A 22520-nucleotide genomic window follows, 5' to 3' on the forward strand; every position below is an offset into this window, starting at 1 on the left:
TGCGAGTTCAGGAAGCCGGCTCACTGCGGCGGCGAGGCGGCCAACAACAGCGCGATGCGACGCCTTGAGGCGTGCATCGCGCTGCATCCCGGAGCCCGGGCTTAGCTGCGCTTGAGCAGCAGGCCCAGCAACAGTCCTGCGCCGGCCGCCACGGCCATCGACTGCATCGGCTTGTCCTTGACATATTCCGTCGTGGTTTCGACGCCGCGATTGAGCTGCTGCGTCGCCTGGCTGGCGATCCCCTTGGCCGCATAGCGCACGGAGCTGAACTTCGCCATCAATTGCGCGTGCGCTTGCGTCAGCTCTTCATCCGACAGGCTCGCCGCGCGATTGACCAGCGAGTCGAGGTCGTTCTTCAGGTTCGTCAATTCGCTGCGCAGCGAAGCGGTCGTGCGCTGGGTCGTGCCCCGCGTTTCGCTGTAGGTGCCTCTGGTCGTGCCTGTGGTACCTGTCGTGCCGACCGTCGCCTTGTCGCTGCCATTGCCGGACGTAGGGGTCGTGATGTTTGGTTCCATGAATCGCTCCTTGATGAGGTTAAACAGGACTGAATAACGATGAAGAAAACATGCATCGTCATCGCTGTGCCAACACCGCAATGAATCTCACTACGGCGAACATACTGAGTGCGGAAACGTGTTTCGCACTTCCAGCTTCGCCAGTTGCCGCCGCGACCTTGATTGCGAGCATAAAAACAGGTCGGCGCGGGAAGCCCCCGGCCTCCTTTTTCCGGCTGGTGGAGAAGTGCACAGCAATCCGTGTGCCATGAAACTGCGCAGCCGTTTGGGCCGAAAGCGATGGGGGAATTGCCGCAACGCGTGTAAGGGAGAAAAAAATGCCGCAATTTTTGTACACGTTGCATGTAATTATTGCAACGAGATGACATGACTGAAACAGCACAGGGCCATGCAAAATTCTTGCGAAATAGTGCTGCATGGAAACATAATCCTTGAAGTGCAATTCCTTCCCCTCCAGTCACAGAAAGGACGTCATGTCTTCCAACTTCGGCCCCGATGAAGCGCGCGCCTACATGCATCAACTTCTGAAGGTGATGTTTCAGCAGGGCGGCTCGGATCTGTTCATCTCCGCGGACTTCCCGCCCAGCATGAAGCACCAGGGCGCGATGAAGGCGCTCAGCCAGCAGAAGCTGACCGGCGACATCACGAAAAAGCTGGCGCTGGCACTGATGAACGACAAGCAGCGGCAGGAATTCGAAACCGAGCTGGAATGCAATTTCGCGATTTCGCTGCCCAACGTGTGCCGCTTCCGCGTCAACGTCTTTGTGCAGCAACAGCAGACCGGCATGGTGATCCGCACCATCGCCGCCGAAATCCCCAGCTTCGAAAAACTGCAGTTGCCCGACACGCTCAAGGACGTGATCATGACCAAGCGCGGACTCGTGCTGGTCGTCGGCGGCACCGGCTCCGGCAAATCGACCACGCTGGCGGCGATGATCGATCACCGCAACGCCAACTCCTCCGGTCACATCATCACCGTCGAAGATCCGGTCGAATATGTGCACAAGAACAAGTCCTGCCTGATCACGCATCGCGAGGTCGGCGTCGATACGCTCTCATGGCATCACGCGCTCAAGAACACGCTGCGCCAGGCGCCCGACGTGATCCTGATCGGCGAGATCCGCGATACGGAAACCATGGAGCATGCAATCGCCTTCGCCGAAACCGGCCACCTCTGCCTCGGTACGCTGCACGCGAACAACGCCAACCAGACCATCGACCGCATCATCAACTTCTTCCCGGAAGAGAGGCGCAACCAGTTGCTGGGCGACCTCTCGTCCAACCTGCGCGCCATCGTTTCGCAACGCCTGGTGCGCACCGAAGACGGCAAGGGCCGACGCGCCGCAATCGAAATCCTGCTCAACACGCCGACCATCGCCGAACAGATTCTCAAAGGCCAGTTCCACGCGATCAAGGAAACCATGGCCAAATCCAGGGAACTCGGCATGCGCACCTTCGACCAGGCCTTGTTCGACCTGTACAACGCGGGGCATATCAGTTACGACGAAGCCATCCGCAATGCGGATTCGGCGAATGAGCTGCGCCTGCAGATCAAGCTGCGCGGCGAGCGCGGACGGCAGGGCGGCGCCGAAACGGGCGGCCTGAATCTGGCGATCGACGAGGAGAAGGTCGAGGAGGTAGAGGAGAAGAAGTAGCCGGCGTGTGCGGCGTGCGGGGAGTGCACGAATGGGCGCCTGGAACGGGTTGCGCCCAGATAGAAGTGCGTCCAGAAGTAGGAGGTGCTGAGGTGGTCGAAGAATTCGCCGCAGGCACTGGCACGAGCTGCTGCGGCTGCCGGCCTGCGAGCGCAGGCCGTCGTGGGAGAAAAAAGACGGCACGCTCAGTGCCGCCTTGTGCATGGAAGGACGGTTACTGAAGCATTTTCGACAACTCGCCGCTCGCGATGAGCCGCTGCAAATCACTGGCTCCGCCGATCAGCACACCCCGAACGAATACCATCGGGAAGGTCTGCCATCCGGTCCACATCTTCAACGCGGCACGACGACGCCATTCGGACAGGTAGCTGCCGTATTCGAGATAGGTGTACGGCACCTTGGCCGCATCCAGCATGGCACGCGCCTTGCGCGGAAACGGATTCTGCGCCATGCCGACCACGACAACCGGATTGGACGCAATCGCCGCCTTGACTTCAGCAACGATGTCCGCATTGTCGCTGGCGACCTTGGCGCGGATGGCCGAATGGATGTGTGCTTCATCGAGAATGCTTCTGCTCATCGTGGCTCCATGTTGTCGAAATTGAACATGATATCCCGCTTTTTGACTGGCGCCGCGGTCTCTCGCGGCAGGGGCATGCACCGGGGCATGATTGCCGGCGTGATCCTCGAGTTGCTCGTGACGCACTTTTCGTCGCTACTCGTGCCGCAACTCTGTTGCGTCGCTGACATACGCGACGCCGATTCAAGTCTTCTCGCGGGTTTATATGAAACGTGTGCGGCAAGCAGTTTCGGGCGCTGCATCCGCACGCACACAGTAAAGCTGAATGATTGCCGCCACGTCCGCTTGAGGCCGGTCAAGCCGGAATACTCCATGTCTTCTAGCATGGGGAGGACGTGCTGACCGCATCGCTTGGTCTGCACACTCTCGTGATCGCGTGGCGCGATATGGTCGCACATGCTCCCCGATCGCTGCAGCGTTCAAACCAGCGTCTCATCCGGATCGTTTGGTATGCCGTCTTCACAGCGTCGTGCTGTCACTTGCGCCCTTGCCGGATTTCTCGCCGCGGGATTGGTCGTTACGGCATCGGCCCTTGCGAAGACGGTGAAATGCAGGGACGCGCCGGTACGCGTTGAATCATCCAGCAGCAGGGATGCCGCCAGCGCTTGCCAGGGTGCCCGCAATGCCATCAAATTCCTGTCGTCGCAAGGACTCGACATCCCGCCGAGTATTTCAATCAAGGTGGTGCAGGCGATGCCCGAGGGTGTGCCGAGATCGGCGCTCGGCGCATATTCAAGAGATGAGCGGAAGGTCTATGTCCTCGGCTATGCCGCCCTCCGAAGAATGCGCAACACCTTCAAGATTCCCTTCGACGCGTCGCTCTACCGGGCGGTCACATCCCACGAAGTGGCCCACGCCATCGCTTTCCATAACTTCAAGGAGCAGCCCACGCTTCTGGGGCAGGAGTACATCGCGTTCGTGACATTCTTCTCCACGATCTCGCCGGCGCAGCGCGAACAGATCCTCTGGCGCTACGACTACGACGCCCACTGGCAGCTGTACGCGATCATCCTGTACATCACCGACTCGCTGGAATTCGGGGCACATGCCTACTGGCATTTTCTGATGCCGGAAAATGGCCAGCGCTTTTTCCAGAAGATTCTTGCCGGCGAAGCCTTGAGTCTGGAGGAATGATGTGTGTGTGGATCGCGGAGCGTCAGGGCGGATATCCTGGCCGCAGGAATCGGCAGCCTGAGAGATGCTGATCAAGCTCAACTCGCTCAGGCTGGGGACGGCCTATCTTGATAAGTGGTTCCTCATCATAGGTAACCGGCTTTCACCCAACTTCCAGGAGTTGCAAATGAAAAAAGCGATAAAGGCGTGCCTGATTGTTGTTGGATTGGCGATCAGCAGCGGAGCTGTCTTTGCACAACAACAGAAAACAGACCTTGGCAAGCAGGAGTACAACGCAAACTGCGCAAGCTGTCATGGTTTGGGCGGCAAGGGTGATGGTCCGATGGCGGGGCAACTGCGCACGGCGCCGTCGGACCTGACGCAACTCGCCAAGAAGAATCGCGGTGTCTTGCCGGTCTCCCGACTGTATGAAGTGATTGAAGGCAGCAATGTTCCGAGCCACGGTACGCGGGAGATGCCTGTTTGGGGCAGGGAATTCCGGGTAGAGGATGCGGAGTATTACAAGGAAGCGCGCGGCAGCTATGATGCTGCAGCGCTGGTTCGCGCCCGCGTCCTGATGCTGGTCGAATACCTCGATCGCATTCAAGCGCGCTGACGCGCGGGTGTCCGCAGGACGGCATCACGAGTGAAGAAGACCGGTTGATGCCACACGCGCATCAACGGGGAAACCATTGCCACAGGCTTTGGTCGAAGCGATCCCATTGTCCGTCGGGACGCTCACGGCTCTCGTAGTTGTACGGCGCCTTGTCCCAGCAATGTATTGCGCTGTCCAGGTTGTCCAGCGCAAGGGTGCCGGCCGTGGTTTCCACCAGCAGCAAGGCATGGGGGCACATGAATGCCTTGTGATAGACGACCGCCATGGACATCGACGCGCGCGGCAGCCCCCATGCCACCAGCCGTCTCCTTTTTTCCAGAGCAAAGTCCTCGCAATCCCCATGACCCGACACGGGATAGCTCCATTCCTCTTCATTTCCCTGCCATTCGGGATCGTCTGCGAAGCGGATTTCGGCATTCACTTCGCGGTTCGTCTTTGTCAGCGCCTGCAGGATGCGGACGTTCAACTCAATGACGCTCTCGCCCGCCATGTCGCATTGCCCGGGATGTGATTGACAGAACGCGTCGTAAGCAGCAGGGCGCGGCGCGACGCGCTCCACGGGCAGATCCAGCCGCGCGCAGGCGCCGAGCACCTCGACAGCCATGTTCGGTACGGCCCCGCTGCTGATCATGGCGACGAGCAGGACCGCAAGAAGCAGTAGCATGCCTTACCGATGCCGGTGTTCCACATCCGGCAGCGACGAATCGGGCGGCCTGCGGTCGCGCACCGAGTCGGGCGGAATCGCATCGATCTCCGAGCCTGCACCCAGTTCCTCCACCGGTCCATGGGGCGAAATGCTTTCCTCGTCTTCTTCATTCACCCGATATTGGGTGGCATAACTCAGCAGCTCGACGACTTCCTCATCGCTCGTTTGATCGAAGTTCTCGTAGTACAGGCTGATCGCACGGAAATAAGGTGGCGTTTGCAGGCAGATGCCTTCATCCACGCCCGGTATGTTGCGCATGCTGTCGAGCGTCTCCTGCGGCGCCACCGGCACAGCGAACACGAGTTTCGCCAAGCCCGCCGTCGTCAATGCCGCCAGCGCCGTCTTCAGGGTGCCGCCCGTGGCGACGCCGTCATCCACCACGATCACGGTGCGCCCCTCGACCCGCACCGGCTGGCGCGCACCGCAATACAGCGCGCGGCGGCGTTCAATCTCTTTCATCTGGCGTTCGCGCTCCGCTTCGATATAGCCCGGGGGCGGGTTCACCATGCGCACCACGTCCTCGTTCATCACGCATTGCGGATGCTCGCCATCCACCACTGCGCCAAGACCGAGTTCGGCATGCCAGGGCGCGCCGATCTTGCGCACCAGCAGAACGTCCAGCGGCGCATCGAGCGCACGCGCCACTTCATAAGCCACCGGAACGCCACCGCGCGGAAGACCCAGCACGACCGGCCGCAAATCCTTCAGATGCATCAAGGCTTGCGCCAGCCTCCTTCCTGCATCGTGCCGGTCCTTGAACAGGAAGGGGTCAGATTCCATAATCATCCTCCGTGGAGTTCGGCGCCGGGACAAGATGTTGGACAAACCAGTCCGCCGCAAGCTTCGTCACCTGATCTAGGGTGCCCGGCTCTTCGAACAGATGCGTTGCACCCGGCACGATGACCAGCTCCTTCTCCGCATGCATCTGCGCCATCGCCTCGCGATTGAGCTCAATCACTGTCGTATCGAGGCCACCGACAATCAACAGGGTTGGCGCTTGCACCTTCGCAAGCGCGCTGCCGGCCAGGTCAGGACGTCCGCCGCGTGAGACGACGGCGGCGATGGCGACTTCCGGATGTGCGGCGGCAACCAGCGCGGCTCCGGCGCCAGTGCTCGCCCCGAAATAGCCGATCGGCAAAGCCCCGATTTCCGCTTGTTGCTTTGCCCAGCGCGTCGCCTCCAGCAAGCGGGATGCGAGAAGCGGAATATCGAATACCTTGGCGCGGTTGTCTTCTTCGTCAGGGCGCAGGAGATCGAGCAGCAGCGTCGCCATTCCAGCGCGCCGCAATCCCTCGGCGACCTGATTGTTGCGTGGACTGAAACGGCCGCTGCCGCTGCCATGCGCAAAGATGATCAGGCCTTGCGACGTATCATCGACGCCGAGCAAGCCTTCCAGATCGTTCGGTGCAATGCGAACCGCTTGCACCTTGCCAACATTCGACGCTCTCATGACCACCTCCCCATATGTCATCGAAGTGTGTCTGCGAATATGCAGGCTGTATGTACAAGCTATACCCTCGACCACCCCCATGCAAGCCCATTCAGCCTTGCGCGGACGTATCCGGACGACGAAACTATCCAGGATCAAATCGAACGAATCATCTGCACAAAAATTACGAAAGGAGATTGCATGCACGCAAATCGGATCGCGGAACGACTCTCCAGCGCGGCAAGGTCCATCGACAACGCATCGCTTGCCGGTCAGCCGAGAGCAGCCGGCTAGAGAAAGGAAAGCGATGACAAATCATCTTCACGCAGGATAGCTCACCTCATCTCATGAAGAATAGCCGACAGCCCGTGTGCATGGCTCCGCTCGCGCTCAGCCTTCTTTGGTGCGCGCGGATGTCAGTTCGCGCTTGGCCGACTCTGCATGTTCGCAGATCCGGCGGAGCATCGACTGCGTTCCCGCGGGCAGTGTGTGCCGCAGCGCTTCCTGCGTCGCCGCAACGAGCTTTTCCTCTGCATCCGGTCGCTCCTCGATGAACGTGGCTTGCGCATCGCCGGACAGGATGGCCTTGATGCCGGTCAGCATCTGACCCAGCAGCTCGCGGTCTGGATCGGGCTGTTTTGGCAGGTCATCGAGCATGCGAATATGCGCAGCGAGTTCGATGGCGAGTTGCCGGCGCTCTTCTGCAAGACGCGCGAACACCAGCGCCAGCGAAGCCGCCTCGATTTTCTCCGCGGCACCTGCATACGAGCCGGCCGTCTCGAAGCATAAGGTTTCCACCGTACCGACCGCCACCTGGCGGTCATCTCTGAGCAGCATGAGGTATCTCCTGTTGATCGTCGAAGTAGCAAGAGGGTACGAATACGTTCACCGCGCCTGGCACGATGCTGAATGAGGCCGGGGTGTGTGTCACCGCTTCGCCGTCCGCAGTCACAAGCATCGTCCTGCGTGTTCTTATTTCAATGTGCGTTCCCTGCGCGATATCGACCGGATGGTGATCCTTGAAGCGGCCGGCATGCAAGGCGGGCACAAGCCGGATCAATTCCCACAGCTTCAGCGGTTCGATGCTGTACAGCGAAAAGCGCCGATTATCGATGCTCGCCGTGGGCGCCACGGTCATGCCGCCGCCGTAATGGCGCCCGTTGCCGATGGCGATCTGTATGGAGCGCACTCGCAGGCAGCGCTGGTCGCACACAATATCGGCGTGAAAGGGGCGAAAGGACCGAAACGCCTTGAACAAGCTGTACGCATAGCTGAATATGCCGAGACGACGCTTGAGCTCTGGAGAGAGAAGTTGCTTCACCTCTACGCCCAGGCCGATATGCGCGACATTGAAGAAGTAGTGTCCGTTCACGCATCCGAGGTCGATCCGGTGGAGGATCCCGTCCTGGATGATGTCGCATGCCTGTGCCGGGTCGGTCGGAATGTTCAGCGTCCTCGCCAGATCGTTTGCCGTGCCTAACGGCAGCACGCCAAGCGGCAAATGCGTTTCCATCAATGCCGGCGCCGCTGCATTCAGCGAGCCGTCGCCGCCTCCGACAACGACACAGTCGACGCTGTTCGCATGCGAGCGAATCAGCATCGGAATTTCATCAGGCATGTCCGGCATGAACGGGCGGATGTGCATGCCGCCGGCCCGCAAGCGTTCCACGAAAGCGTCGATATCGGCCGTGCCGTTCCGGCTCTTGCGATTGACAATGAGTAAGACTCGTTTTGGCACTTCACCTCCGTCACGTTCCGCGCTTCATGTCTGCATTGGTGAAGATCGCAGATCTCGGCGGACGCAACGCGGCCGAGATCTGCGATACCCCAAAGTCTTTCGAGAGCGGCGTGCGTGTATTGCGCATGCGCGCAACCGTTTCGGCAATCGAACAAGCCGGCGCCGCAGTGACTGCGGCACGCGGACATGTTCCTCCGTAAATGTTTCAGCAAGCACCATGGCCGTCCTCCGTGCAAGAAATGACAAGGCGGGACTGGACACTATTCCTTGCGAAAAACCATCCAGCATGCGATGCAGCTTTCATGCCCGTTTGACCCACGTTCTCGATTTGACAGCCGGCATCAGGCATTGGATGATGCTGAGACACTTGCACAAAGGAAGGTCACATGCGGCTCTTGCTGGCTGAGGATGAAAAAGAGTTGGCGAACTGGCTATGCCGTGCACTGAAGCAGAACGGCTATATCGTGGATTGGGTGGACGACGGCCGGCTGGTCGAGTCGAGCGTGCGCCAGGTCCGGTATGACGCATTGATTCTCGATCTCGGGCTGCCCGGCATCGACGGCCATGCCGTGCTCGCGCGCCTGCGCGAAAGCGACGCGCGCCTGCCGGTCCTGATCCTGACCGCGCGCGATTCGTTGATGGAGCGCGTCAGCACGCTGAAGATGGGTGCCGATGATTTCATGGCCAAGCCCTTCTCGGTGGACGAACTGGAAGCGCGCCTCACGGCGCTGATCCGCCGCGCGCGCGGTAGCGAACATCCTCGCATGACCTGCGGCCCGCTTTCCTACGACGCGCTCAAGCGCCAGTTCACGCTGTACGATGCGCCGCTGGCGCTGTCCAAGCGCGAACATGCACTGCTGTATGCGCTGCTCCAGTGCAGCGGAGAGCCATTGTCGAAGAAGGATATCTACGACAAGGTGTTCGAAGACGACGTCGATGCCGCACCGGAAGCCGTCGAGGTGCTGATCTACCGCGTGCGCAAGAAGCTGGAGGGCAGCCCCTTGCACATCGTCACCCTGCGCGGCCTCGGCTACCTGCTGGAATTGCGCTGATGTGGAAGAACCTGCTGTTCCGCTGGAGCCTCCGACGCACCGTGCTCACCCTGCTGGTGCCGGCACTGTCCGCGATCGGCGCGATCGAATTGTGGGCAGCCTATCGCAGCGCGGTGGACGCCGCCAATTCCGCATACGACCGCTCGCTGCTGGGCGCGATCAAGGCGATCGACAGCAATATCTCCACCGCATCGGGTGGCGTGGCGGTCGAGCTGCCTTACACCATGCTCGAATTCTTTTCATTGACGGCTTCCGGCGAGGTCTTCTTCCGTGTCGCCACGGAAGACGGTTTGATCGAAGTCGGCAACCCCGAAATCCCGATCCCGAAAGCCGCGCTGAAGACGCGTGTGCCGCAGTTCTACGATGCCGAATACTATGGCGACAAGGTAAGGGTGGGCGCTTATGCGCGCGAACTCGATCGGCCGCTGTCCAACGCGAAAAAGCGCCAGCGCATCGTGATCCAGGTCGCCGAAACCCTGAACTCGCGCGCCGCATTCATCCAGCAGCTCGTATTGCAGGCGGCGCGCCGTGACTTCCTGCTGCTGTTCGCCGCCGGCGGCCTGCTGGCGATCGTATTGAATCTCACATTGCGACCTCTCGGGCGTCTGCGCGACGAAGTCGCGGCACGTTCGCCGATGGACGTGACGCCGATCGACACGGCCTCCGTGCCGGCCGACGTGCAGCCGCTGGTGGAGGCAATCAATCAGCACATGCTGCGCAATCAGCAGATGATGGAGGCGCGCCGACGCTTCGTGGACGATGCTTCGCACCAGTTGCGCACGCCGCTGGCCACCTTGCGCACGCAGCTCGACTACGCCTTGCGCGAGAACGATCCGGACAACGTGAAGCATGCGCTGGAAGCGCTGTCGCGGCAGGTGGATGACGCCACCTATCGCACCAACCAGATGCTGGCGCTGGCACGTGCCGATACGGCCGAGCTTACGCTGTCGAAGCTCGATCTGTGCGAGGTCGCGCAGCAAGTCGCCCGCGAAGTGGTGCTGCCGGCCCGCGAAAAGAAGATCGACCTCGAATATGACGGCCCCGACGCGCCGGTGTGGGTGTTCGGTCATGCCGGTCTGTTGCGCGAAGCCGCGCTGAATCTGTTGCATAACGCGATTCGATTCGCACCCGAGTACGGGCATGTTTCGCTGCGCCTGAGCGAGGCCGACGGCTATGCGCGCATCGCCGTGACCGATAACGGCCCCGGCATCCCGACCGAGCAATTGCCGCGCATGGGCGAACGCTTCTTCCGTGCGAGCAACACGCAGTCCGCCGGTTCCGGCCTCGGGCTGGCGATTGCACGCGCCGTTGCTGAACGCTGCGGCGGTACAGTTTCCATCGGAAATGTGACAAGCGGAAGCGGTTGCGTGGCAAACCTGGCGCTACCGCTTGCTGCGTAGTTTCCTCCTCGCATCACATCATTGACATCCGTCAACGGATCCGCTCCCGATGCTGATCCAGCGCAACAAGTCTCCAGTTGCCCGGTGTTGTAATCATCCTGAACAAGCGGGGAGGGGAGAGATGGTCAACGCATTAATCTCGTTGTTGGGCGTCGTTACCGCCGGACTGATTACCGGCGTTTTCATTTCAGTGCTGCTGCAACTGGAAGACATCGATCACGTGGAGTGAATTACCCATGGGAATGAAATTTCTTCGGATGTATCCGCGCAAACCTGTCGAGCAGGGACGCGTCTACGCCGCCGTCGCACGTGGGATTCTTGATGTGCTCGCTTTGGATGCGCGCCGGCAGGCACGGTTTCTAGGTTACGCCGCGACAAGCCATGCATCGCCATCTGCGCTGGTGTCTTCCAGGACGAGGGATTCAGCCGCGCCCAGTCACTGATCCTTTTCAGCCACCGACTTACCAGCCAAGCCCGATTCCGGCGCCGCCACCACTGTGTCCACCCCAACTGCCGATGCCGACCCCGATATGCACGCCCGCTCCCGGATAAGTGGGCTCATCCTGAACGCCGCCTTGTGCGGTCCCGTTTGCGCCGCCTGAAGTTGAGGCGCATCCTGCCAGCAATAACAGGGTCAGCAGGGAAAGATATGCGTATTTCATCAATGCTCTCGCGTGGAAAGTCAGACTTATTAGACGCTGTTGTTTCCGGCAGGTTCGTGCGCACAGGTTTGAAGTGGACGCAGTAATCTTCATCGGCATCCCGGGATCCGGCAAGACGACGTTTTACCGCCGGCGTTTTTTCGACACGCATCTCCGAATCAGCCTCGATATGCTGAAGACTCGGCATCGCGAGCGTCTGCTTGTCGAGGCCTGCGTCGCCGCCAGGCAAGGCTTTGTGGTGGACAACACCAATGTGTTGCGCATGGAACGGGCAGAGTACATTCGTCGCGCCCGTCCTGCCGGATTCCGCATTCACGGCTACTTCTTCGCGCCCGACGTGCATCGCGCCATTGCGTGGAACGAGCAGCGCAGCGGCAAGGCCCGGATCCCGCTGAAAGGATTGCTCGGCGCCTTGAAACGCATGGAGCGGCCATGCCTGGAAGAAGGCTTCGACTACCTGTATCAAGTCGAGTTGGATCCCCAGGGAGAGTTCGTCGTGGCCGCCATGCTTGCTCCTGCCTGACATGAAGCCAGGACAGGACGGTACGAGTGTCAGCGGCCGACCACGTCGCCCTTCAGGCTGCCCAGCAGGTGCAGAACCTCATTTTTCTCGACCGAAGGTACGCTGAATTTATCGAGCACCTTGACGGTGTCTTCCGCCAGCGCGTCGAAATCCGCCGCGCTCAGCTTCATTCCCGTGTGCGCGGCACGCATGTCCTTGCCGCGATAGGTGCAGGGGCCGCCGCTGGCCTGGCACAGGAAATCGAGCAACTGGCTGCCGAAGACTTCCGGCTTGGTATGCACAAAGCGCGCGTTGATTCGCGAGTCTGCCGCGACCACCGTCCACAGCTCATTCACCACGGCATTCAAGGCATTCAAGCCGCCCAGGCGATCGAAAAGAGATTTGCCGCTGTCCGCGGCGGCACTGGTGGCGAAAGAAATGGCAAGCGCGCCGATGGCGATGCAGCGAGAGAGTCGATTCATGAAAAATCCGTTGTGAAAGGGAAGAAAAACAGATGACTGTGATATCCGTAATGGACTGGCCGAACTCAAACCATGAGGCGGTTGCCCCACTTGCCATGCAAATTGCAGGAAGACACAGCCAGCAGCGCATCGCCCGACTTGAGCCGCTGCACGAAGGCCACGGTCGGCAATGAGGCCTCGGCTTGCGCCTGGTTCATGGTGTGTTCCGCGACCAGTTCGCCGTTTAGATAAAGCGCAATGCCGAAGATCTGATGGTCCCGAGTGGCTTCATGCCGGGCTTGCACCGTGACCTTGTAAAATTCGCCGGGCGGCGTCTTGCCAAAGGCAACGCCGGTGCTTTCCAGCTTTTCCAGCGCAAGCAAAGGCGTATGTGCTGCCTCCGCTCCCGCTTGCAGCTTCGTCGGGTCCTTCGCGAATTTCACATCCTGGATGTTTTCCGCCAGTGCGGAGCGCGACAGCGTTGAACCGACTGCCGCCACTGCGGCCCCGGCTAGTGCGCTTTTCACAAACGAACGTCGAACATGGTCTTGCATGGCTTGTTCCTGTTGGGTGAGTGAGAGGACCGACGCATGTTAGTGGGGCACATGTTGCTTGTATGTAACCAAAGTTACAGAGCTGCCGAAGCCCGGTTTCACACGGAGATGAACACATCGGAATTGGCGCTGAGTTGCGCCACGGCAAATTTCTCGATAAATTTGCTTGACACCTAAACGATAATCGTTATCATCTGCGTTATTGATAACAATTCTCGTTTAACACCAAATGAATATTCGCCACGCTCTCTTCGCCACGCTCATCGCACTGCCGGTTTTCGCTTTTGCCGCTGACAACGAAATCAGCCTTGTCATCAAGGACCACCGTTTTACGCCGTCTGAAGTGAAGGTCCCCGCAGGGAAGAAGGTCAAGCTTGTGGTCGATAATCAGGACGCCACGCCCGAAGAATTCGAAAGCCACGACCTGAACCGCGAGAAGGTTATCGCCGGCCGCTCGAAAGCCAGCATTTTCATCGGCCCGCTCAAGCCAGGCCGTTACACCTTCGTCGGCGAGTTCAATGAAGCGACCGCCAAGGGCGTCGTGATCGCGGAGTAAACCATCGTGTTCGGATCAGCCATCATTGTTTTTCGCGAGACGCTCGAAGCGGCGCTGCTCATCGGCATCATCGCCGCCTCGACCCGGGGACTCGATTATCGCAACCGCTGGCTCGGCATTGGCATCGCTGCCGGCATGATTGGTTCGCTGATCGTTGCGTGGCTGACCGAATCGATTGCCGACATGTTCGAAGGCAACGGCCAGGAAATTTTCAAGGCGGTCGTGCTTGGCATCGCCGTCGTCATGATCGGCTGGCACAACATCTGGATGGCATCGCATGGCAAGGAAATGGCGGCGAGGGCCAAGAACGTCGGCAATGCCATCCGCAGCGGCCAGCAGGAACTCTCGGCCATTGCCATCGCGATTGCACTGACCGTGCTTCGCGAAGGATCGGAAGCCGCACTCTTCCTGCAAGGCATGCTGGCCAGCACCACGGACGGTGCCGGCTCCGTGGTAATGGGCGGCCTGCTCGGCATGATCGCGGGCGCCTCGATCGGCATGATCACGTATTTCGGTTTGCTGCGCATCCCGCTCAGCCGCTTCTTCTCCGTTACCGGCACGCTGCTGTTGCTCCTGGCCGCGGGCCTGGCCAGCCAGATGGCGAAGTTCCTGATCCAGGCTGATCTGCTACCGTCGCTCGCATCGCCGCTGTGGGATACTTCCTGGATCCTGCCCGTCACGTCCAACCTCGGTTCGGCCCTCGCCATCCTGCTCGGCTATGAAGACAAACCCACCGGCATGCAAGCCATTTTCTATTTCGCCACACTTGCCTGTATTTACATCGGTGCTTCCTGGACGCACCGCAACGCCACACCTTCCTCACAAAAACTGAAATCCGCATGAAAAACACGATGAAAAAGATCGGCGCTGCGAGCGCCGTGATAGCGCTCGTCCTGAGCGCGCAGAATGCCCTCGCAGGCCCGGCAGATTACGTCTATACGCCGACGGTCGAATACGGCGAACGTGAAATCGACTTCAAGGCCGGCACCGCGAAAGTCACCGACGAAGCGCGTGAAAGCGCGGCCTCGATCGGCTTCGGCTATGGCGCAACGGAACACTGGTTCACCGAGCTGTACGTCAAGTACAAGCGCGAGAACGGCAGCGGCACCTTCTTCGATGCCTATGAATGGGAAAACAAGTTCCAGCTCAGCGAACCGGGCCAGCTCCCGGTCGATATCGGCTTCATTACGGAAATCGAACGCCCGCAAGACCACAGTGAAGGCTGGGAAGTGAAGTTCGGTCCGCTGTTCCAGAAAGAGTTCGGCAAGACCCAGCTCAACCTGAACATCCTGTTCGAACGGAACTATCGCGCCGCCGAAGCCAACCCGATGCGCCTTGGCTACCAATGGCAAGCCAAATATCGCTGGACCCCACAATTCGAGTTCGGCGCCCAGGGCTTCGGCGATGTCGGCAAATGGGACCATTTCGCCCCGCGCGCCGAGCAATCCCACATCTTCGGCCCGGCCATCTTCGGCAAGATCGCGCTCGGTGGACGGCAGGCGATCAAGTACAACGTAGCGTACCTGATTGACGCCAATGACGAAAAGCACAGCAATACTTTCCGCACGCAAGTCGAGTACGAATTCTGAAAACGCTGGAAAGCTGCTCTGAAATGCAAAAAGCCCGGTTCGATGAACCGGGCTTTTTTCTTTATCCTTTGGGGTGGCCGATGGGACTCGAACCCACGACGACAGGAATCACAATCCTGGACTCTACCAACTGAGCTACGGCCACCATTGAGAATCTTTGCTCGATCGCACATCGAGCAAGCCGGTAATTATACAAACTTCAGCGCAAACTGGCAAATGCCGTCATTCAAACACTGGCGGCAATTTGCATGATGGCAGGATTAAGGCCAAGCAATTTCGAAAACGCACCCGACAGCGCGGTTCCGCTGCCGGTGGTGAATCCTGCCACTGACCCCGCGCCTTCGCTGCGCAGAAGACCGCGTTCGGTCAGCAGGCGCACCAACTGGCGCGCGATCGGCTCGCCGGTATCGACGATACTGACCGGAACGGGACTGATGCGGCCGACGATGTCCTCGATCAGGGGGCGGACGAACGGGTAATGCGTGCAGCCGAGCACCAGCGTATCCGCGCCTTCCGCGATCAGCGGTTCGATGTAGCTGCGCAGCAGTTGCGCCGTGGCGGCGGACTGCAGTTCGCCTTTTTCCACCTGATCGGCAAGACCGATGCAGGGTTGCGGCAGGAAGCGGACCTTGCTTGCGGCGCCGATCTGCTCGTGCAGCAGCTTGAATTTTTCGCTCGCTAGCGTGCGCTTGGTGGCCAGCACTCCGACTGTCCCGCTTTTCGTCAATGCGGCGGCCGGTTTCAGGCCTGGTTCGACGCCGACCACGGGTAGCGAAGGGTAGCGCGCGCGCAGCGCCTTGATCGCGGCGGCCGTTGCGGTGTTGCACGCGACCACCAGTGCCTTGACTTCGTACTGCATCAGAAATTCCGCGATCGCCAGCGAGCGTTCCACGATCTCTTCTTCCGGCCTGCCCCCATAAGGCGCAAAGCCGGAATCGGCGAAATACAGCAAGTCTTCGCTGGGCAGGCAGGCACGGATGTGTTTGAGTACCGACAGGCCGCCAATGCCGGAGTCGAAAACGCCTATCGGCGCAGTGTTGCGCTGCGAAGTGTCAGACGGATCAGGCATGAAAAAACAAGGCAATGTGGATGGATGACGCGAAGGTCATGCTCAGCCTACGTAAAAGTCGGAATGGGTCGGGAATTGCTCGAAGGGCGAGGTCAGCACGCGTTGCAATTCGGTTACCTGGTCATGGTGCATCATGACCAGTCTCCTCACCAGTTCCTCACCCTTGGGCAACAGGTAGACCTCGACGCAGCGCTTGTCGTCGCGCCCGGGGCGGCGGCCCACCAGTCCTGCCTTCTCGCAGCGCGAGGTGAGCGCCACCACGCCGTGGTGATGGGCTTGCAGCCGCTCCGCGAGTTCGGCGATGGTCGCCCATTCCCGACCGGGATAGCCCTTGATTTGCAGAAGCAGCAGGTATTGCAGGGGAGTAATTCCTTGGGATTGCGTAAGCTCTTCACTGAATCTGAGGAAGCGCCTCAGCCGATAGCGGAAATCGGCAAGCCCTTCGTAATCCAATTTGCTGGGTGGGGAAGACAGTGGCGATTCAGACATCAGAGCTCGGTGCAAAGTGGGTTTATAAAGGGATGATATACGATGAAAGCCTTATTTCGGGCAACTGTAAGAACGAAGGGCAAGATTGCCGTCGGCATTTCACTGTAGACTTTTCTGTGTTTGTATCATAGAGTGATACAAATCTTGATGCCTTGATGCGGTAGAGCTGTACCCTGTTAGGCTGGTGTTGGACATGCGCGTGAAGTTCCCAGGGAAAGCAGTGGCAAGACGCGCAAGGCGGACCGCGAATTTCCTCGGTTGAAAGGAAGAGTTGAGATGAATTTTCTTAAATTGGTAAAGATGCCGTTCTCCTTCCATGAAGGATGGGACCAGCTCGACACGACGCACGCCTCGGTGGTGCGGATCTTCCTGCAACTGGTCCTGCCGCTGTCTCTGCTTCCGCCGGCGATGCTGCTTTACGCCGGCTCGCATCATGCTTCGGCCTACATGATCAATGTCGCCCCGACCCGCTGGGAAGCGGTGGCGGCGGTGTTCTTTATCGCGGAGCTGATTACGGTTCCCCTGATGGGCATTCTGCTCAAGCAAATCGCATCGACCTATCAGATTGTCACGGACTCCCGGCGCAGCTTTCTGCTCGCAGCCGTGACGGCCATTCCGATGTTCCTGTCCAGCGTCGGACTGGCGATCCCGAACATGTGGGGCATGATCAGCGTGATCGTTCTTGGCCTGCTGCTTGCCGCCAGCGTCTTGTATCACGGCACCTTCTACATACTGAAACTGGAAGATCCGAGCGGGGCCGAGGTGCTGAGCGCCGAAGCCTTTGCTTCCGGCGCGCTGGTCTGGGCGCTCCTGTGCGCCTTCGTCTTGTTGCCATTAATGAATTGACTCACGGCGAGACGAGCAAGACAATACCGTTAATCGAAAGGATTCCCTTCATGGATCACCCCATGTATCCCGACGTGTCGCGCGAAATTTCGCAAAAGCGACGTGAGCTGGCGCCTGAAATCTACGGCGCCTTTCGCACATTCAGCCAGCGCGTATTCGCGGATGGCGCCTTGCCCTCCAAAACCAAGGAATTGATTGCCGTTGCCGTGGCGCATGTGACTCAGTGTCCGTACTGCATTCGCGGCCATACCGAACTCGCGCTGAAGAAGGGCGCAACCGAACAGGAAATCATGGAAGCGATCTGGGTCGCATCCGAAATGCGTGCCGGCGGCGCCTTTGCGCATTCTGCGGTGGCTATCGACGCCATGCATCAGGCGCACGCGAAAAATCCTGAACAGACGTGATGAAGGAGGTTTAAAGGAGGGTGAGGAGACAGTGAGAAAGAGTGAGACGTAAATAAAAAGAGGGGGCACGGCAACGTGACCCCCTCATTATTTTGGGCCTTGCCCGATCAGCCTGCCGTCACGGGGATCGTGCCGAACTTGCCCGTTGCAATACGCTCCTGCCATTCCTTCGGACCGGTGTTGTGCACCGAAATGCCATTGGAATCGACGGCTACCGTCACCGGCATGTCCTTCACTTCAAACTCGTAGATCGCTTCCATGCCGAGGTCGGCAAAACCGAGCACCTTGGCACTCTTGATCGCCTTCGATACCAGGTAGGCTGCGCCGCCGACCGCCATCAGGTAAGCCGACTTGTGGTTCTTGATCGATTCGATCGCAACCGGGCCGCGCTCGGACTTGCCGATCATGGCGATCAGGCCGGTTTTCTCCAGCATCATGTCGGTGAACTTGTCCATGCGGGTAGCCGTCGTCGGGCCCGCCGGACCGACCACTTCGTCGCGCACCGGATCGACCGGGCCGACGTAGTAAATGACGCGATTGGTGAAGTCCACCGGCAGCTTCTCGCCCTTGGCCAGCATGTCCTGGATGCGCTTGTGTGCGGCGTCGCGACCGGTGAGCATCTTGCCATTCAGGAGCAGGGTCTGGCCCGGCTTCCAGGACGCGACTTCTTCCTTCGTCAGCGTGTCCAGGTCGATGCGCTTGGACTTCTCGGTATCGGCGGTCCAGTGCACGTTCGGCCACAGGTCGAGCGAGGGCGGATCGATGTAGGCGGGGCCGGAACCGTCGAGTACGAAGTGCGCGTGGCGGGTCGCAGCACAGTTCGGAATCATTGCCACCGGCTTGGAAGCCGCATGCGTCGGATGCATGTTGATCTTCACGTCCAGCACGGTGGTCAGACCACCCAGGCCTTGCGCGCCGATGCCCAATGCGTTGATCTTGTCGCACAGCTCGATGCGCAGTTCTTCCAGCTTGTTCTGCGGGCCACGCTGTTTCAGCTCGTACATGTCGATGTCATCCATCAAGGACTGCTTGGCCATCAGCATGGCTTTTTCCGCCGTGCCGCCAATGCCGATACCCAGCATGCCGGGCGGGCACCATCCCGCGCCCATGGTCGGCACGGTCTTCAGCACCCAGTCCACCAGCGAATCGGAGGGGTTGAGCATCACGAACTTGGTCTTGTTCTCGGAACCGCCGCCCTTGGCTGCGACTTGCACTTCCACGGTATTGCCCGGCACGAGTTCCATGTGGATAACGGCTGGCGTGTTGTCCCTGGTGTTCTTGCGCTCGAATTGCGGGTCGGTCACGACCGACGCGCGCAGCACGTTATCCGGATTGAGATAGCCGCGGCGCACACCTTCGTTCACTGCATCGGTAATCGAGCCCTTGAAGCCCTCGAAGCGCACATCCATGCCGATCTTCAGGAACACATTGACGATACCGGTGTCTTGACAGATAGGACGCTTGCCTTCGGCGCACATGCGGGAGTTGGTCAGGATCTGTGCGATCGCGTCCTTCGCCGCAGGGCTCTTTTCCGCTTCATACGCGCGTGCCAGATGCTGGATGAAGTCCACCGGATGGTAGTAGCTGATGTACTGCAGCGCGGCGGCGACGGATTCGATCAGATCTTCTTGCTTGATGATGGTCATGATGTCTGCTCAGGGTCAGTGGGAATTCTTGGCGCTTTCGGGAGGTGGCGCCATTAGTCGATCGCACATGGCGATTGCCATGGCGGACAACAGGAAAGTGATATGGATGCCGGTCTGCGCGATCAGCGTCTTCGCGTCATAAGCGCCGGCGTTGATGAATGTCTTCAACAGATGGATGGACGAGATGCCGATGATTGCGGTCGCCAGCTTCACCTTCAGCACGGACGCATTCACATGCGACAGCCATTCGGGTTGATCGGGATGGCTCTCCAGATTCATGCGCGAAACAAAAGTCTCGTATCCGCCGACGATCACCATGATCAGCAGGTTGGAAATCATCACCACATCGATCAATCCGAGTACGACCAGCATGATCGTGGTCTCGGTCAATTTGGTCGGCCTGGAAGCGCCGTCGATCGTCACCGCATTGAGGACATGCTCGAGTGCAGCTTGATTCCCCATCGCGGCCCCGATGAGATCTATCAGTTCGACCCAGAAATGATAGACATACACGCCTTGGGCCAGGATCAGGCCGAGATACAACGGAAGCTGCAGCCACCGGCTCATGAAAATCAGGTTGGGCAGCGGGCGGATCGGGCGGTTGGCCCTGGTCGAGATATCGTTGTCGCTGGAGCGCATGTCGCGAGGAAATTGGACAAAAATCAAACCCTCCCATTTTACACGCGCCAGCGCTTTCGCTCTCGGGTTTCGTGCGATGCAACAAAGACAAGCCCGCTGCGAAATCTCAAAAGTGAATATGCAAGACAGTCTATAAACGCATGAACGCTTCGGAGCTGAAAATCAGACCTTTGTATGCCTCCATAAGCTTGTCTCAAACATATGTGTAAGGCTTGAGTAAGTGTAAAAGCTTACCTTCGCAACAATTCAACGTTAGTGCGGGAGACCATCATGTCCGATATCGAAACCCTAAAACAAGAAAGTCGCATCTTCAATCCACCGGAAGCGTTTGTTAAGAACGCCACCATTTCCGGCATGGAGCAATACAAGGCGATGTGCGCGGCAGCCGAACGCGATTACGAAGGATTCTGGGCGCAACTGGCGCGCGAGAACGTGCAGTGGCACAAGCCGTTCACCAAGACCCTGAACGAATCGGAAGCGCCGTTCTACAAGTGGTTCGAAGACGGCCAGCTCAATGTCTCCTACAACTGCCTCGACCGCAATCTGCAAAACGGCAACGCCGGCAAGACCGCCGTCATTTTCGAAGCGGACGACGGCAAGGTCACGAAGGTCACCTATCAGGAACTGCATGACAAGGTCTGCCAGTTCGCCAACGGCCTGAAATCGCTCGGCATCAAGAAAGGCGACCGCGTTGTCGTCTACATGCCGATGTCGGTCGAAGGCATCGCCGCCATGCAAGCCTGTGCCCGTATCGGCGCGACCCACTCCGTGGTGTTCGGCGGTTTCTCCGCCAAGTCGCTGCAGGAGCGCATCATCGATGCCGGCGCGGTCGCGGTCATTACCGCAGACGAACAAGTGCGTGGCGGCAAGCACCTGCCCCTGAAGGCGATCGTGGATGAAGCGATCGACATGGGCGGCTGCGACACGCTGAAGAACGTGATCGTGTACAAGCGCACCGGCGCCAACATCAATTTCGTCGCCGGCCGCGACCTCTGGCTGCAAGACGTGCTCGCCAACCAGGCTGCCACTTGCGAGCCGGAATGGGTCGACGCCGAGCATCCGCTGTTCATTCTCTACACCTCGGGTTCGACCGGCAAGCCGAAGGGCGTGCAGCATTCTTCCGGCGGCTACCTGCTGTGGGCGATGCTCACCATGAAGTGGACCTTCGACATCAAGCCGACTGACGTGTTCTGGTGTACGGCCGACATCGGCTGGGTCACCGGCCACACCTACATCGCCTACGGCCCGCTGGCGGTAGGCGCCACGCAGATCGTGTTCGAAGGCGTGCCGACTTATCCGAACGCCGGCCGCTTCTGGGACATGATCCAGAAGCACAAGACCACCATTTTCTACACCGCGCCGACCGCGATCCGTTCGCTGATCAAGGCCGCCGAAGCGGATCCGGCCGTGCATCCGACCAAGTACGACCTGTCCAGCCTGCGCCTGCTCGGCTCCGTGGGCGAACCGATCAATCCGGAAGCCTGGATGTGGTACTACAAGAACGTCGGCCGCGAGAACTGCCCGATCGCCGATACCTTCTGGCAGACCGAAACCGGCGGTCACATGATCACTCCGCTGCCGGGCGTCACGCCAATGGTCCCGGGTTCCTGCACGCTGCCGCTGCCTGGCATCATGACTGCGGTGGTTGATGAAACCGGTCACGACCTGCCGTGGGGGCAGGGCGGCATTCTGGTCGTGAAGCGCCCATGGCCGGCCATGATCCGCACCATCTGGGGCGACCCGGAGCGCTTCAAGAAGAGCTATTTCCCCGAAGAGCTGGGCGGAAAGACCTACCTCGCCGGCGACGGCGCAGTGCGCAACGAAAAGACCGGTTACTTCACCATCACCGGCCGCATCGACGACGTGCTGAACGTCTCAGGTCATCGCATGGGCACGATGGAAATCGAATCCGCGCTGGTGGCCAACCCGATCGTCGCCGAAGCCGCCGTGGTCGGCAAGCCGGACGAGACCACCGGCGAATCCATCTGCGCCTTCGTGGTGCTGAAGCGCGCCCGTCCGACCGGCGACGAAGCCAAGCAGATTGCCAAGGAATTGCGCGACTGGGTTGCCAAGGAAATCGGCCCGATCGCCAAGCCGAAGGAAATCCGTTTCGGCGACAACCTGCCGAAGACGCGTTCCGGCAAGATCATGCGCCGCCTGCTGCGCGTGCTTGCCAAGGGCGAGCAGATCACGCAAGACGTATCCACGCTGGAAAACCCGGCAATCCTGGAACAACTGAAACAGGCGCAATAAGCGCAAACGCCAAAAGAGCGAGGAGACTAAAAGACCGGTGCGGCCA

General features: G+C 59.6%; 28 protein-coding genes and 1 tRNA gene. 13 read left to right on the forward strand and 16 right to left on the reverse strand.

The genetic code is table 11. The features are described from left to right. Nucleotides 1-101: 101 nt before the first annotated feature. Nucleotides 102-515 (reverse strand): DUF883 family protein, encoded by a 414-nt coding sequence (locus E6W33_RS04170; protein WP_136414649.1) that lies wholly within the window; start codon nucleotides 513-515, stop codon nucleotides 102-104. A gap of 58 nt (nucleotides 516-573) precedes the next feature. Beyond that, nucleotides 574-933, reverse strand: coding sequence for a hypothetical protein (locus tag E6W33_RS04175; protein ID WP_136414652.1), 360 nt, complete (start codon nucleotides 931-933; stop codon nucleotides 574-576). Nucleotides 934-988: 55 nt separating this feature from the next. Here E6W33_RS04175 and E6W33_RS04180 point away from each other — a divergent pair, with 55 nt between their 5' ends. Continuing rightward, a complete protein-coding gene (locus E6W33_RS04180; RefSeq protein WP_136414654.1) occupies nucleotides 989-2170 on the forward strand; it encodes a PilT/PilU family type 4a pilus ATPase in 1182 nt (393 codons plus the stop codon). 214 nt (nucleotides 2171-2384) lie between these two features. On the opposite strand, the gene E6W33_RS04185 is transcribed toward E6W33_RS04180, so the two are convergent. Further along, on the reverse strand, nucleotides 2385-2750 hold the full coding sequence (locus E6W33_RS04185) for a glutaredoxin domain-containing protein (RefSeq protein ID WP_136414657.1): 366 nt from the start codon (nucleotides 2748-2750) through the stop codon (nucleotides 2385-2387). Between the two features lie 450 nt (nucleotides 2751-3200). On the opposite strand from E6W33_RS04185, the gene E6W33_RS04190 reads away from it, so the two are divergent. Beyond that, nucleotides 3201-3884, forward strand: a complete 684-nt coding sequence (locus E6W33_RS04190) for a DUF6639 family protein (protein WP_136414659.1) — start codon at nucleotides 3201-3203, stop codon at nucleotides 3882-3884. Between the two features lie 64 nt (nucleotides 3885-3948). Next, nucleotides 3949-4479, forward strand: coding sequence for a cytochrome c (locus tag E6W33_RS04195; protein WP_136414661.1), 531 nt, complete (start codon nucleotides 3949-3951; stop codon nucleotides 4477-4479). 61 nt (nucleotides 4480-4540) lie between these two features. On the opposite strand, the gene E6W33_RS04200 is transcribed toward E6W33_RS04195, so the two are convergent. The 5 genes from E6W33_RS04200 to E6W33_RS04220 all read right to left on the reverse strand — a co-directional run bounded on the left by E6W33_RS04200 (nucleotide 4541) and on the right by E6W33_RS04220 (nucleotide 8352). Next, nucleotides 4541-5143 carry a transglutaminase-like cysteine peptidase gene (locus E6W33_RS04200; protein ID WP_136414663.1) on the reverse strand — a complete coding sequence of 201 codons (603 nt, stop codon included), beginning with the start codon at nucleotides 5141-5143 and terminating at the stop codon, nucleotides 4541-4543. A 3-nt stretch (nucleotides 5144-5146) separates the two neighbouring features. Further along, the gene (locus E6W33_RS04205; RefSeq protein WP_136414665.1) at nucleotides 5147-5965 is read right to left on the reverse strand and encodes a phosphoribosyltransferase; all 819 of its coding nucleotides are present in this window, start codon (nucleotides 5963-5965) and stop codon (nucleotides 5147-5149) included. After that, nucleotides 5955-6635, reverse strand: a complete 681-nt coding sequence (locus E6W33_RS04210; protein ID WP_136414668.1) for a dienelactone hydrolase family protein — start codon at nucleotides 6633-6635, stop codon at nucleotides 5955-5957. Before E6W33_RS04210 ends, E6W33_RS04205 begins: the two co-directional genes overlap by 11 nt. 369 nt (nucleotides 6636-7004) lie before the next feature. After that, nucleotides 7005-7451, reverse strand: a complete 447-nt coding sequence (locus E6W33_RS04215; RefSeq protein WP_136414670.1) for a DUF2383 domain-containing protein — start codon at nucleotides 7449-7451, stop codon at nucleotides 7005-7007. Then, entirely contained in the window at nucleotides 7435-8352 is a 918-nt protein-coding gene (locus tag E6W33_RS04220) for a lipid kinase (RefSeq protein ID WP_136414672.1), read from the reverse strand. The genes E6W33_RS04215 and E6W33_RS04220 overlap by 17 nt, the downstream gene beginning before the upstream one ends. Nucleotides 8353-8378: 26 nt before the next feature. On the opposite strand from E6W33_RS04220, the gene E6W33_RS26920 reads away from it, so the two are divergent. The 3 genes from E6W33_RS26920 (at nucleotide 8379) to E6W33_RS04230 (ending at nucleotide 10804) form a co-directional block, all read left to right on the forward strand. Next, a complete protein-coding gene (locus E6W33_RS26920; protein WP_168798521.1) occupies nucleotides 8379-8552 on the forward strand; it encodes a hypothetical protein in 174 nt (57 codons plus the stop codon). Between the two features lie 186 nt (nucleotides 8553-8738). Further along, nucleotides 8739-9404 (forward strand): response regulator, encoded by a 666-nt coding sequence (locus E6W33_RS04225; protein WP_136414674.1) that lies wholly within the window; start codon nucleotides 8739-8741, stop codon nucleotides 9402-9404. Beyond that, nucleotides 9404-10804 (forward strand): sensor histidine kinase, encoded by a 1401-nt coding sequence (locus tag E6W33_RS04230; protein ID WP_247869512.1) that lies wholly within the window; start codon nucleotides 9404-9406, stop codon nucleotides 10802-10804. The genes E6W33_RS04225 and E6W33_RS04230 overlap by 1 nt, the downstream gene beginning before the upstream one ends. A gap of 461 nt (nucleotides 10805-11265) precedes the next feature. On the opposite strand, the gene E6W33_RS04235 is transcribed toward E6W33_RS04230, so the two are convergent. Next, nucleotides 11266-11466, reverse strand: coding sequence for a hypothetical protein (locus E6W33_RS04235; RefSeq protein WP_136414676.1), 201 nt, complete (start codon nucleotides 11464-11466; stop codon nucleotides 11266-11268). Nucleotides 11467-11539: 73 nt separating this feature from the next. Between E6W33_RS04235 and E6W33_RS04240 the strand changes: the two genes are divergently transcribed. Continuing rightward, nucleotides 11540-11989 carry an AAA family ATPase gene (locus E6W33_RS04240; RefSeq protein ID WP_136414679.1) on the forward strand — a complete coding sequence of 150 codons (450 nt, stop codon included), beginning with the start codon at nucleotides 11540-11542 and terminating at the stop codon, nucleotides 11987-11989. A 29-nt stretch (nucleotides 11990-12018) separates the two neighbouring features. Here E6W33_RS04240 and E6W33_RS04245 read toward each other — a convergent pair whose 3' ends face one another. Together E6W33_RS04245 and E6W33_RS04250 are read right to left on the reverse strand one after the other, a co-directional pair. Beyond that, entirely contained in the window at nucleotides 12019-12450 is a 432-nt protein-coding gene (locus E6W33_RS04245; protein WP_136414681.1) for a group 1 truncated hemoglobin, read from the reverse strand. 65 nt (nucleotides 12451-12515) lie between these two features. Then, entirely contained in the window at nucleotides 12516-12983 is a 468-nt protein-coding gene (locus tag E6W33_RS04250) for a desulfoferrodoxin family protein (RefSeq protein WP_136414684.1), read from the reverse strand. Nucleotides 12984-13212: 229 nt separating this feature from the next. Between E6W33_RS04250 and E6W33_RS04255 the strand changes: the two genes are divergently transcribed. Genes E6W33_RS04255 through E6W33_RS04265 form a run of 3 tightly spaced genes read left to right on the forward strand, consistent with a single transcriptional unit; the run spans nucleotide 13213 to nucleotide 15128 of the window. Continuing rightward, on the forward strand, nucleotides 13213-13539 hold the full coding sequence (locus tag E6W33_RS04255; RefSeq protein WP_136414686.1) for a cupredoxin domain-containing protein: 327 nt from the start codon (nucleotides 13213-13215) through the stop codon (nucleotides 13537-13539). Nucleotides 13540-13545: 6 nt separating this feature from the next. Then, a complete protein-coding gene (locus E6W33_RS04260; RefSeq protein WP_136414689.1) occupies nucleotides 13546-14382 on the forward strand; it encodes an FTR1 family protein in 837 nt (278 codons plus the stop codon). Further along, a complete protein-coding gene (locus E6W33_RS04265; protein ID WP_211097231.1) occupies nucleotides 14379-15128 on the forward strand; it encodes a hypothetical protein in 750 nt (249 codons plus the stop codon). Before E6W33_RS04260 ends, E6W33_RS04265 begins: the two co-directional genes overlap by 4 nt. A gap of 69 nt (nucleotides 15129-15197) precedes the next feature. On the opposite strand, the gene E6W33_RS04270 is transcribed toward E6W33_RS04265, so the two are convergent. The 3 genes from E6W33_RS04270 to E6W33_RS04280 all read right to left on the reverse strand — a co-directional run bounded on the left by E6W33_RS04270 (nucleotide 15198) and on the right by E6W33_RS04280 (nucleotide 16686). Then, nucleotides 15198-15273 (reverse strand) — tRNA-His (locus tag E6W33_RS04270). 81 nt (nucleotides 15274-15354) lie between these two features. Continuing rightward, complete coding sequence (murI, locus tag E6W33_RS04275; protein WP_136414691.1) at nucleotides 15355-16197, reverse strand: glutamate racemase; 843 nt, start codon at nucleotides 16195-16197, stop codon at nucleotides 15355-15357. Nucleotides 16198-16239: 42 nt separating this feature from the next. Further along, on the reverse strand, nucleotides 16240-16686 hold the full coding sequence (locus tag E6W33_RS04280; RefSeq protein WP_136414693.1) for a MarR family winged helix-turn-helix transcriptional regulator: 447 nt from the start codon (nucleotides 16684-16686) through the stop codon (nucleotides 16240-16242). Nucleotides 16687-16962: 276 nt separating this feature from the next. Here E6W33_RS04280 and E6W33_RS04285 point away from each other — a divergent pair, with 276 nt between their 5' ends. Further along, on the forward strand, nucleotides 16963-17532 hold the full coding sequence (locus E6W33_RS04285) for a YIP1 family protein (protein ID WP_136414695.1): 570 nt from the start codon (nucleotides 16963-16965) through the stop codon (nucleotides 17530-17532). 50 nt (nucleotides 17533-17582) lie between these two features. Continuing rightward, on the forward strand, nucleotides 17583-17936 hold the full coding sequence (locus E6W33_RS04290; protein WP_136414697.1) for a carboxymuconolactone decarboxylase family protein: 354 nt from the start codon (nucleotides 17583-17585) through the stop codon (nucleotides 17934-17936). Nucleotides 17937-18043: 107 nt separating this feature from the next. Here the strand turns inward: E6W33_RS04290 and E6W33_RS04295 are convergent, their stop codons facing one another. Continuing rightward, the gene (locus tag E6W33_RS04295; protein ID WP_136414699.1) at nucleotides 18044-19582 is read right to left on the reverse strand and encodes a fumarate hydratase; all 1539 of its coding nucleotides are present in this window, start codon (nucleotides 19580-19582) and stop codon (nucleotides 18044-18046) included. Between the two features lie 15 nt (nucleotides 19583-19597). Next, nucleotides 19598-20221, reverse strand: coding sequence for a YqhA family protein (locus E6W33_RS04300; RefSeq protein WP_136414701.1), 624 nt, complete (start codon nucleotides 20219-20221; stop codon nucleotides 19598-19600). A 270-nt stretch (nucleotides 20222-20491) separates the two neighbouring features. Here E6W33_RS04300 and acs point away from each other — a divergent pair, with 270 nt between their 5' ends. Next, complete coding sequence (acs, locus tag E6W33_RS04305) at nucleotides 20492-22474, forward strand: acetate--CoA ligase (RefSeq protein ID WP_136414703.1); 1983 nt, start codon at nucleotides 20492-20494, stop codon at nucleotides 22472-22474. Nucleotides 22475-22520: the final 46 nt, after the last annotated feature.

Origin of the sequence: Herbaspirillum sp. ST 5-3 (genome assembly GCF_004804275.1) — a bacterium.
GTDB lineage: Bacteria > Pseudomonadota > Gammaproteobacteria > Burkholderiales > Burkholderiaceae_D > Noviherbaspirillum.

Excerpts from the sequence above, each read along its gene's own strand:
- E6W33_RS04170 (WP_136414649.1), bottom strand. The coding sequence starts at position 515 with ATGGAACCAAACATCACGACCCCTACGTCCGGCAATGGCAGCGACAAG.
- E6W33_RS04175 (WP_136414652.1), bottom strand. The coding sequence starts at position 933 with ATGCAGCACTATTTCGCAAGAATTTTGCATGGCCCTGTGCTGTTTCAG.
- E6W33_RS04180 (WP_136414654.1), top strand. The coding sequence starts at position 989 with ATGTCTTCCAACTTCGGCCCCGATGAAGCGCGCGCCTACATGCATCAA.
- E6W33_RS04185 (WP_136414657.1), bottom strand. The coding sequence starts at position 2,750 with ATGAGCAGAAGCATTCTCGATGAAGCACACATCCATTCGGCCATCCGC.
- E6W33_RS04190 (WP_136414659.1), top strand. The coding sequence starts at position 3,201 with ATGCCGTCTTCACAGCGTCGTGCTGTCACTTGCGCCCTTGCCGGATTT.
- E6W33_RS04195 (WP_136414661.1), top strand. The coding sequence starts at position 3,949 with ATGCTGATCAAGCTCAACTCGCTCAGGCTGGGGACGGCCTATCTTGAT.
- E6W33_RS04200 (WP_136414663.1), bottom strand. The coding sequence starts at position 5,143 with ATGCTACTGCTTCTTGCGGTCCTGCTCGTCGCCATGATCAGCAGCGGG.
- E6W33_RS04205 (WP_136414665.1), bottom strand. The coding sequence starts at position 5,965 with ATGGAATCTGACCCCTTCCTGTTCAAGGACCGGCACGATGCAGGAAGG.
- E6W33_RS04210 (WP_136414668.1), bottom strand. The coding sequence starts at position 6,635 with ATGAGAGCGTCGAATGTTGGCAAGGTGCAAGCGGTTCGCATTGCACCG.
- E6W33_RS04215 (WP_136414670.1), bottom strand. The coding sequence starts at position 7,451 with ATGCTGCTCAGAGATGACCGCCAGGTGGCGGTCGGTACGGTGGAAACC.
- E6W33_RS26920 (WP_168798521.1), top strand. The coding sequence starts at position 8,379 with ATGTCTGCATTGGTGAAGATCGCAGATCTCGGCGGACGCAACGCGGCC.
- E6W33_RS04225 (WP_136414674.1), top strand. The coding sequence starts at position 8,739 with ATGCGGCTCTTGCTGGCTGAGGATGAAAAAGAGTTGGCGAACTGGCTA.
- E6W33_RS04230 (WP_247869512.1), top strand. The coding sequence starts at position 9,404 with ATGTGGAAGAACCTGCTGTTCCGCTGGAGCCTCCGACGCACCGTGCTC.
- E6W33_RS04235 (WP_136414676.1), bottom strand. The coding sequence starts at position 11,466 with ATGAAATACGCATATCTTTCCCTGCTGACCCTGTTATTGCTGGCAGGA.
- E6W33_RS04245 (WP_136414681.1), bottom strand. The coding sequence starts at position 12,450 with ATGAATCGACTCTCTCGCTGCATCGCCATCGGCGCGCTTGCCATTTCT.
- E6W33_RS04250 (WP_136414684.1), bottom strand. The coding sequence starts at position 12,983 with ATGCAAGACCATGTTCGACGTTCGTTTGTGAAAAGCGCACTAGCCGGG.
- E6W33_RS04255 (WP_136414686.1), top strand. The coding sequence starts at position 13,213 with ATGAATATTCGCCACGCTCTCTTCGCCACGCTCATCGCACTGCCGGTT.
- E6W33_RS04265 (WP_211097231.1), top strand. The coding sequence starts at position 14,379 with ATGAAAAACACGATGAAAAAGATCGGCGCTGCGAGCGCCGTGATAGCG.
- murI (WP_136414691.1), bottom strand. The coding sequence starts at position 16,197 with ATGCCTGATCCGTCTGACACTTCGCAGCGCAACACTGCGCCGATAGGC.
- E6W33_RS04280 (WP_136414693.1), bottom strand. The coding sequence starts at position 16,686 with ATGTCTGAATCGCCACTGTCTTCCCCACCCAGCAAATTGGATTACGAA.
- E6W33_RS04285 (WP_136414695.1), top strand. The coding sequence starts at position 16,963 with ATGAATTTTCTTAAATTGGTAAAGATGCCGTTCTCCTTCCATGAAGGA.
- E6W33_RS04290 (WP_136414697.1), top strand. The coding sequence starts at position 17,583 with ATGGATCACCCCATGTATCCCGACGTGTCGCGCGAAATTTCGCAAAAG.
- E6W33_RS04295 (WP_136414699.1), bottom strand. The coding sequence starts at position 19,582 with ATGACCATCATCAAGCAAGAAGATCTGATCGAATCCGTCGCCGCCGCG.
- E6W33_RS04300 (WP_136414701.1), bottom strand. The coding sequence starts at position 20,221 with ATGCGCTCCAGCGACAACGATATCTCGACCAGGGCCAACCGCCCGATC.
- acs (WP_136414703.1), top strand. The coding sequence starts at position 20,492 with ATGTCCGATATCGAAACCCTAAAACAAGAAAGTCGCATCTTCAATCCA.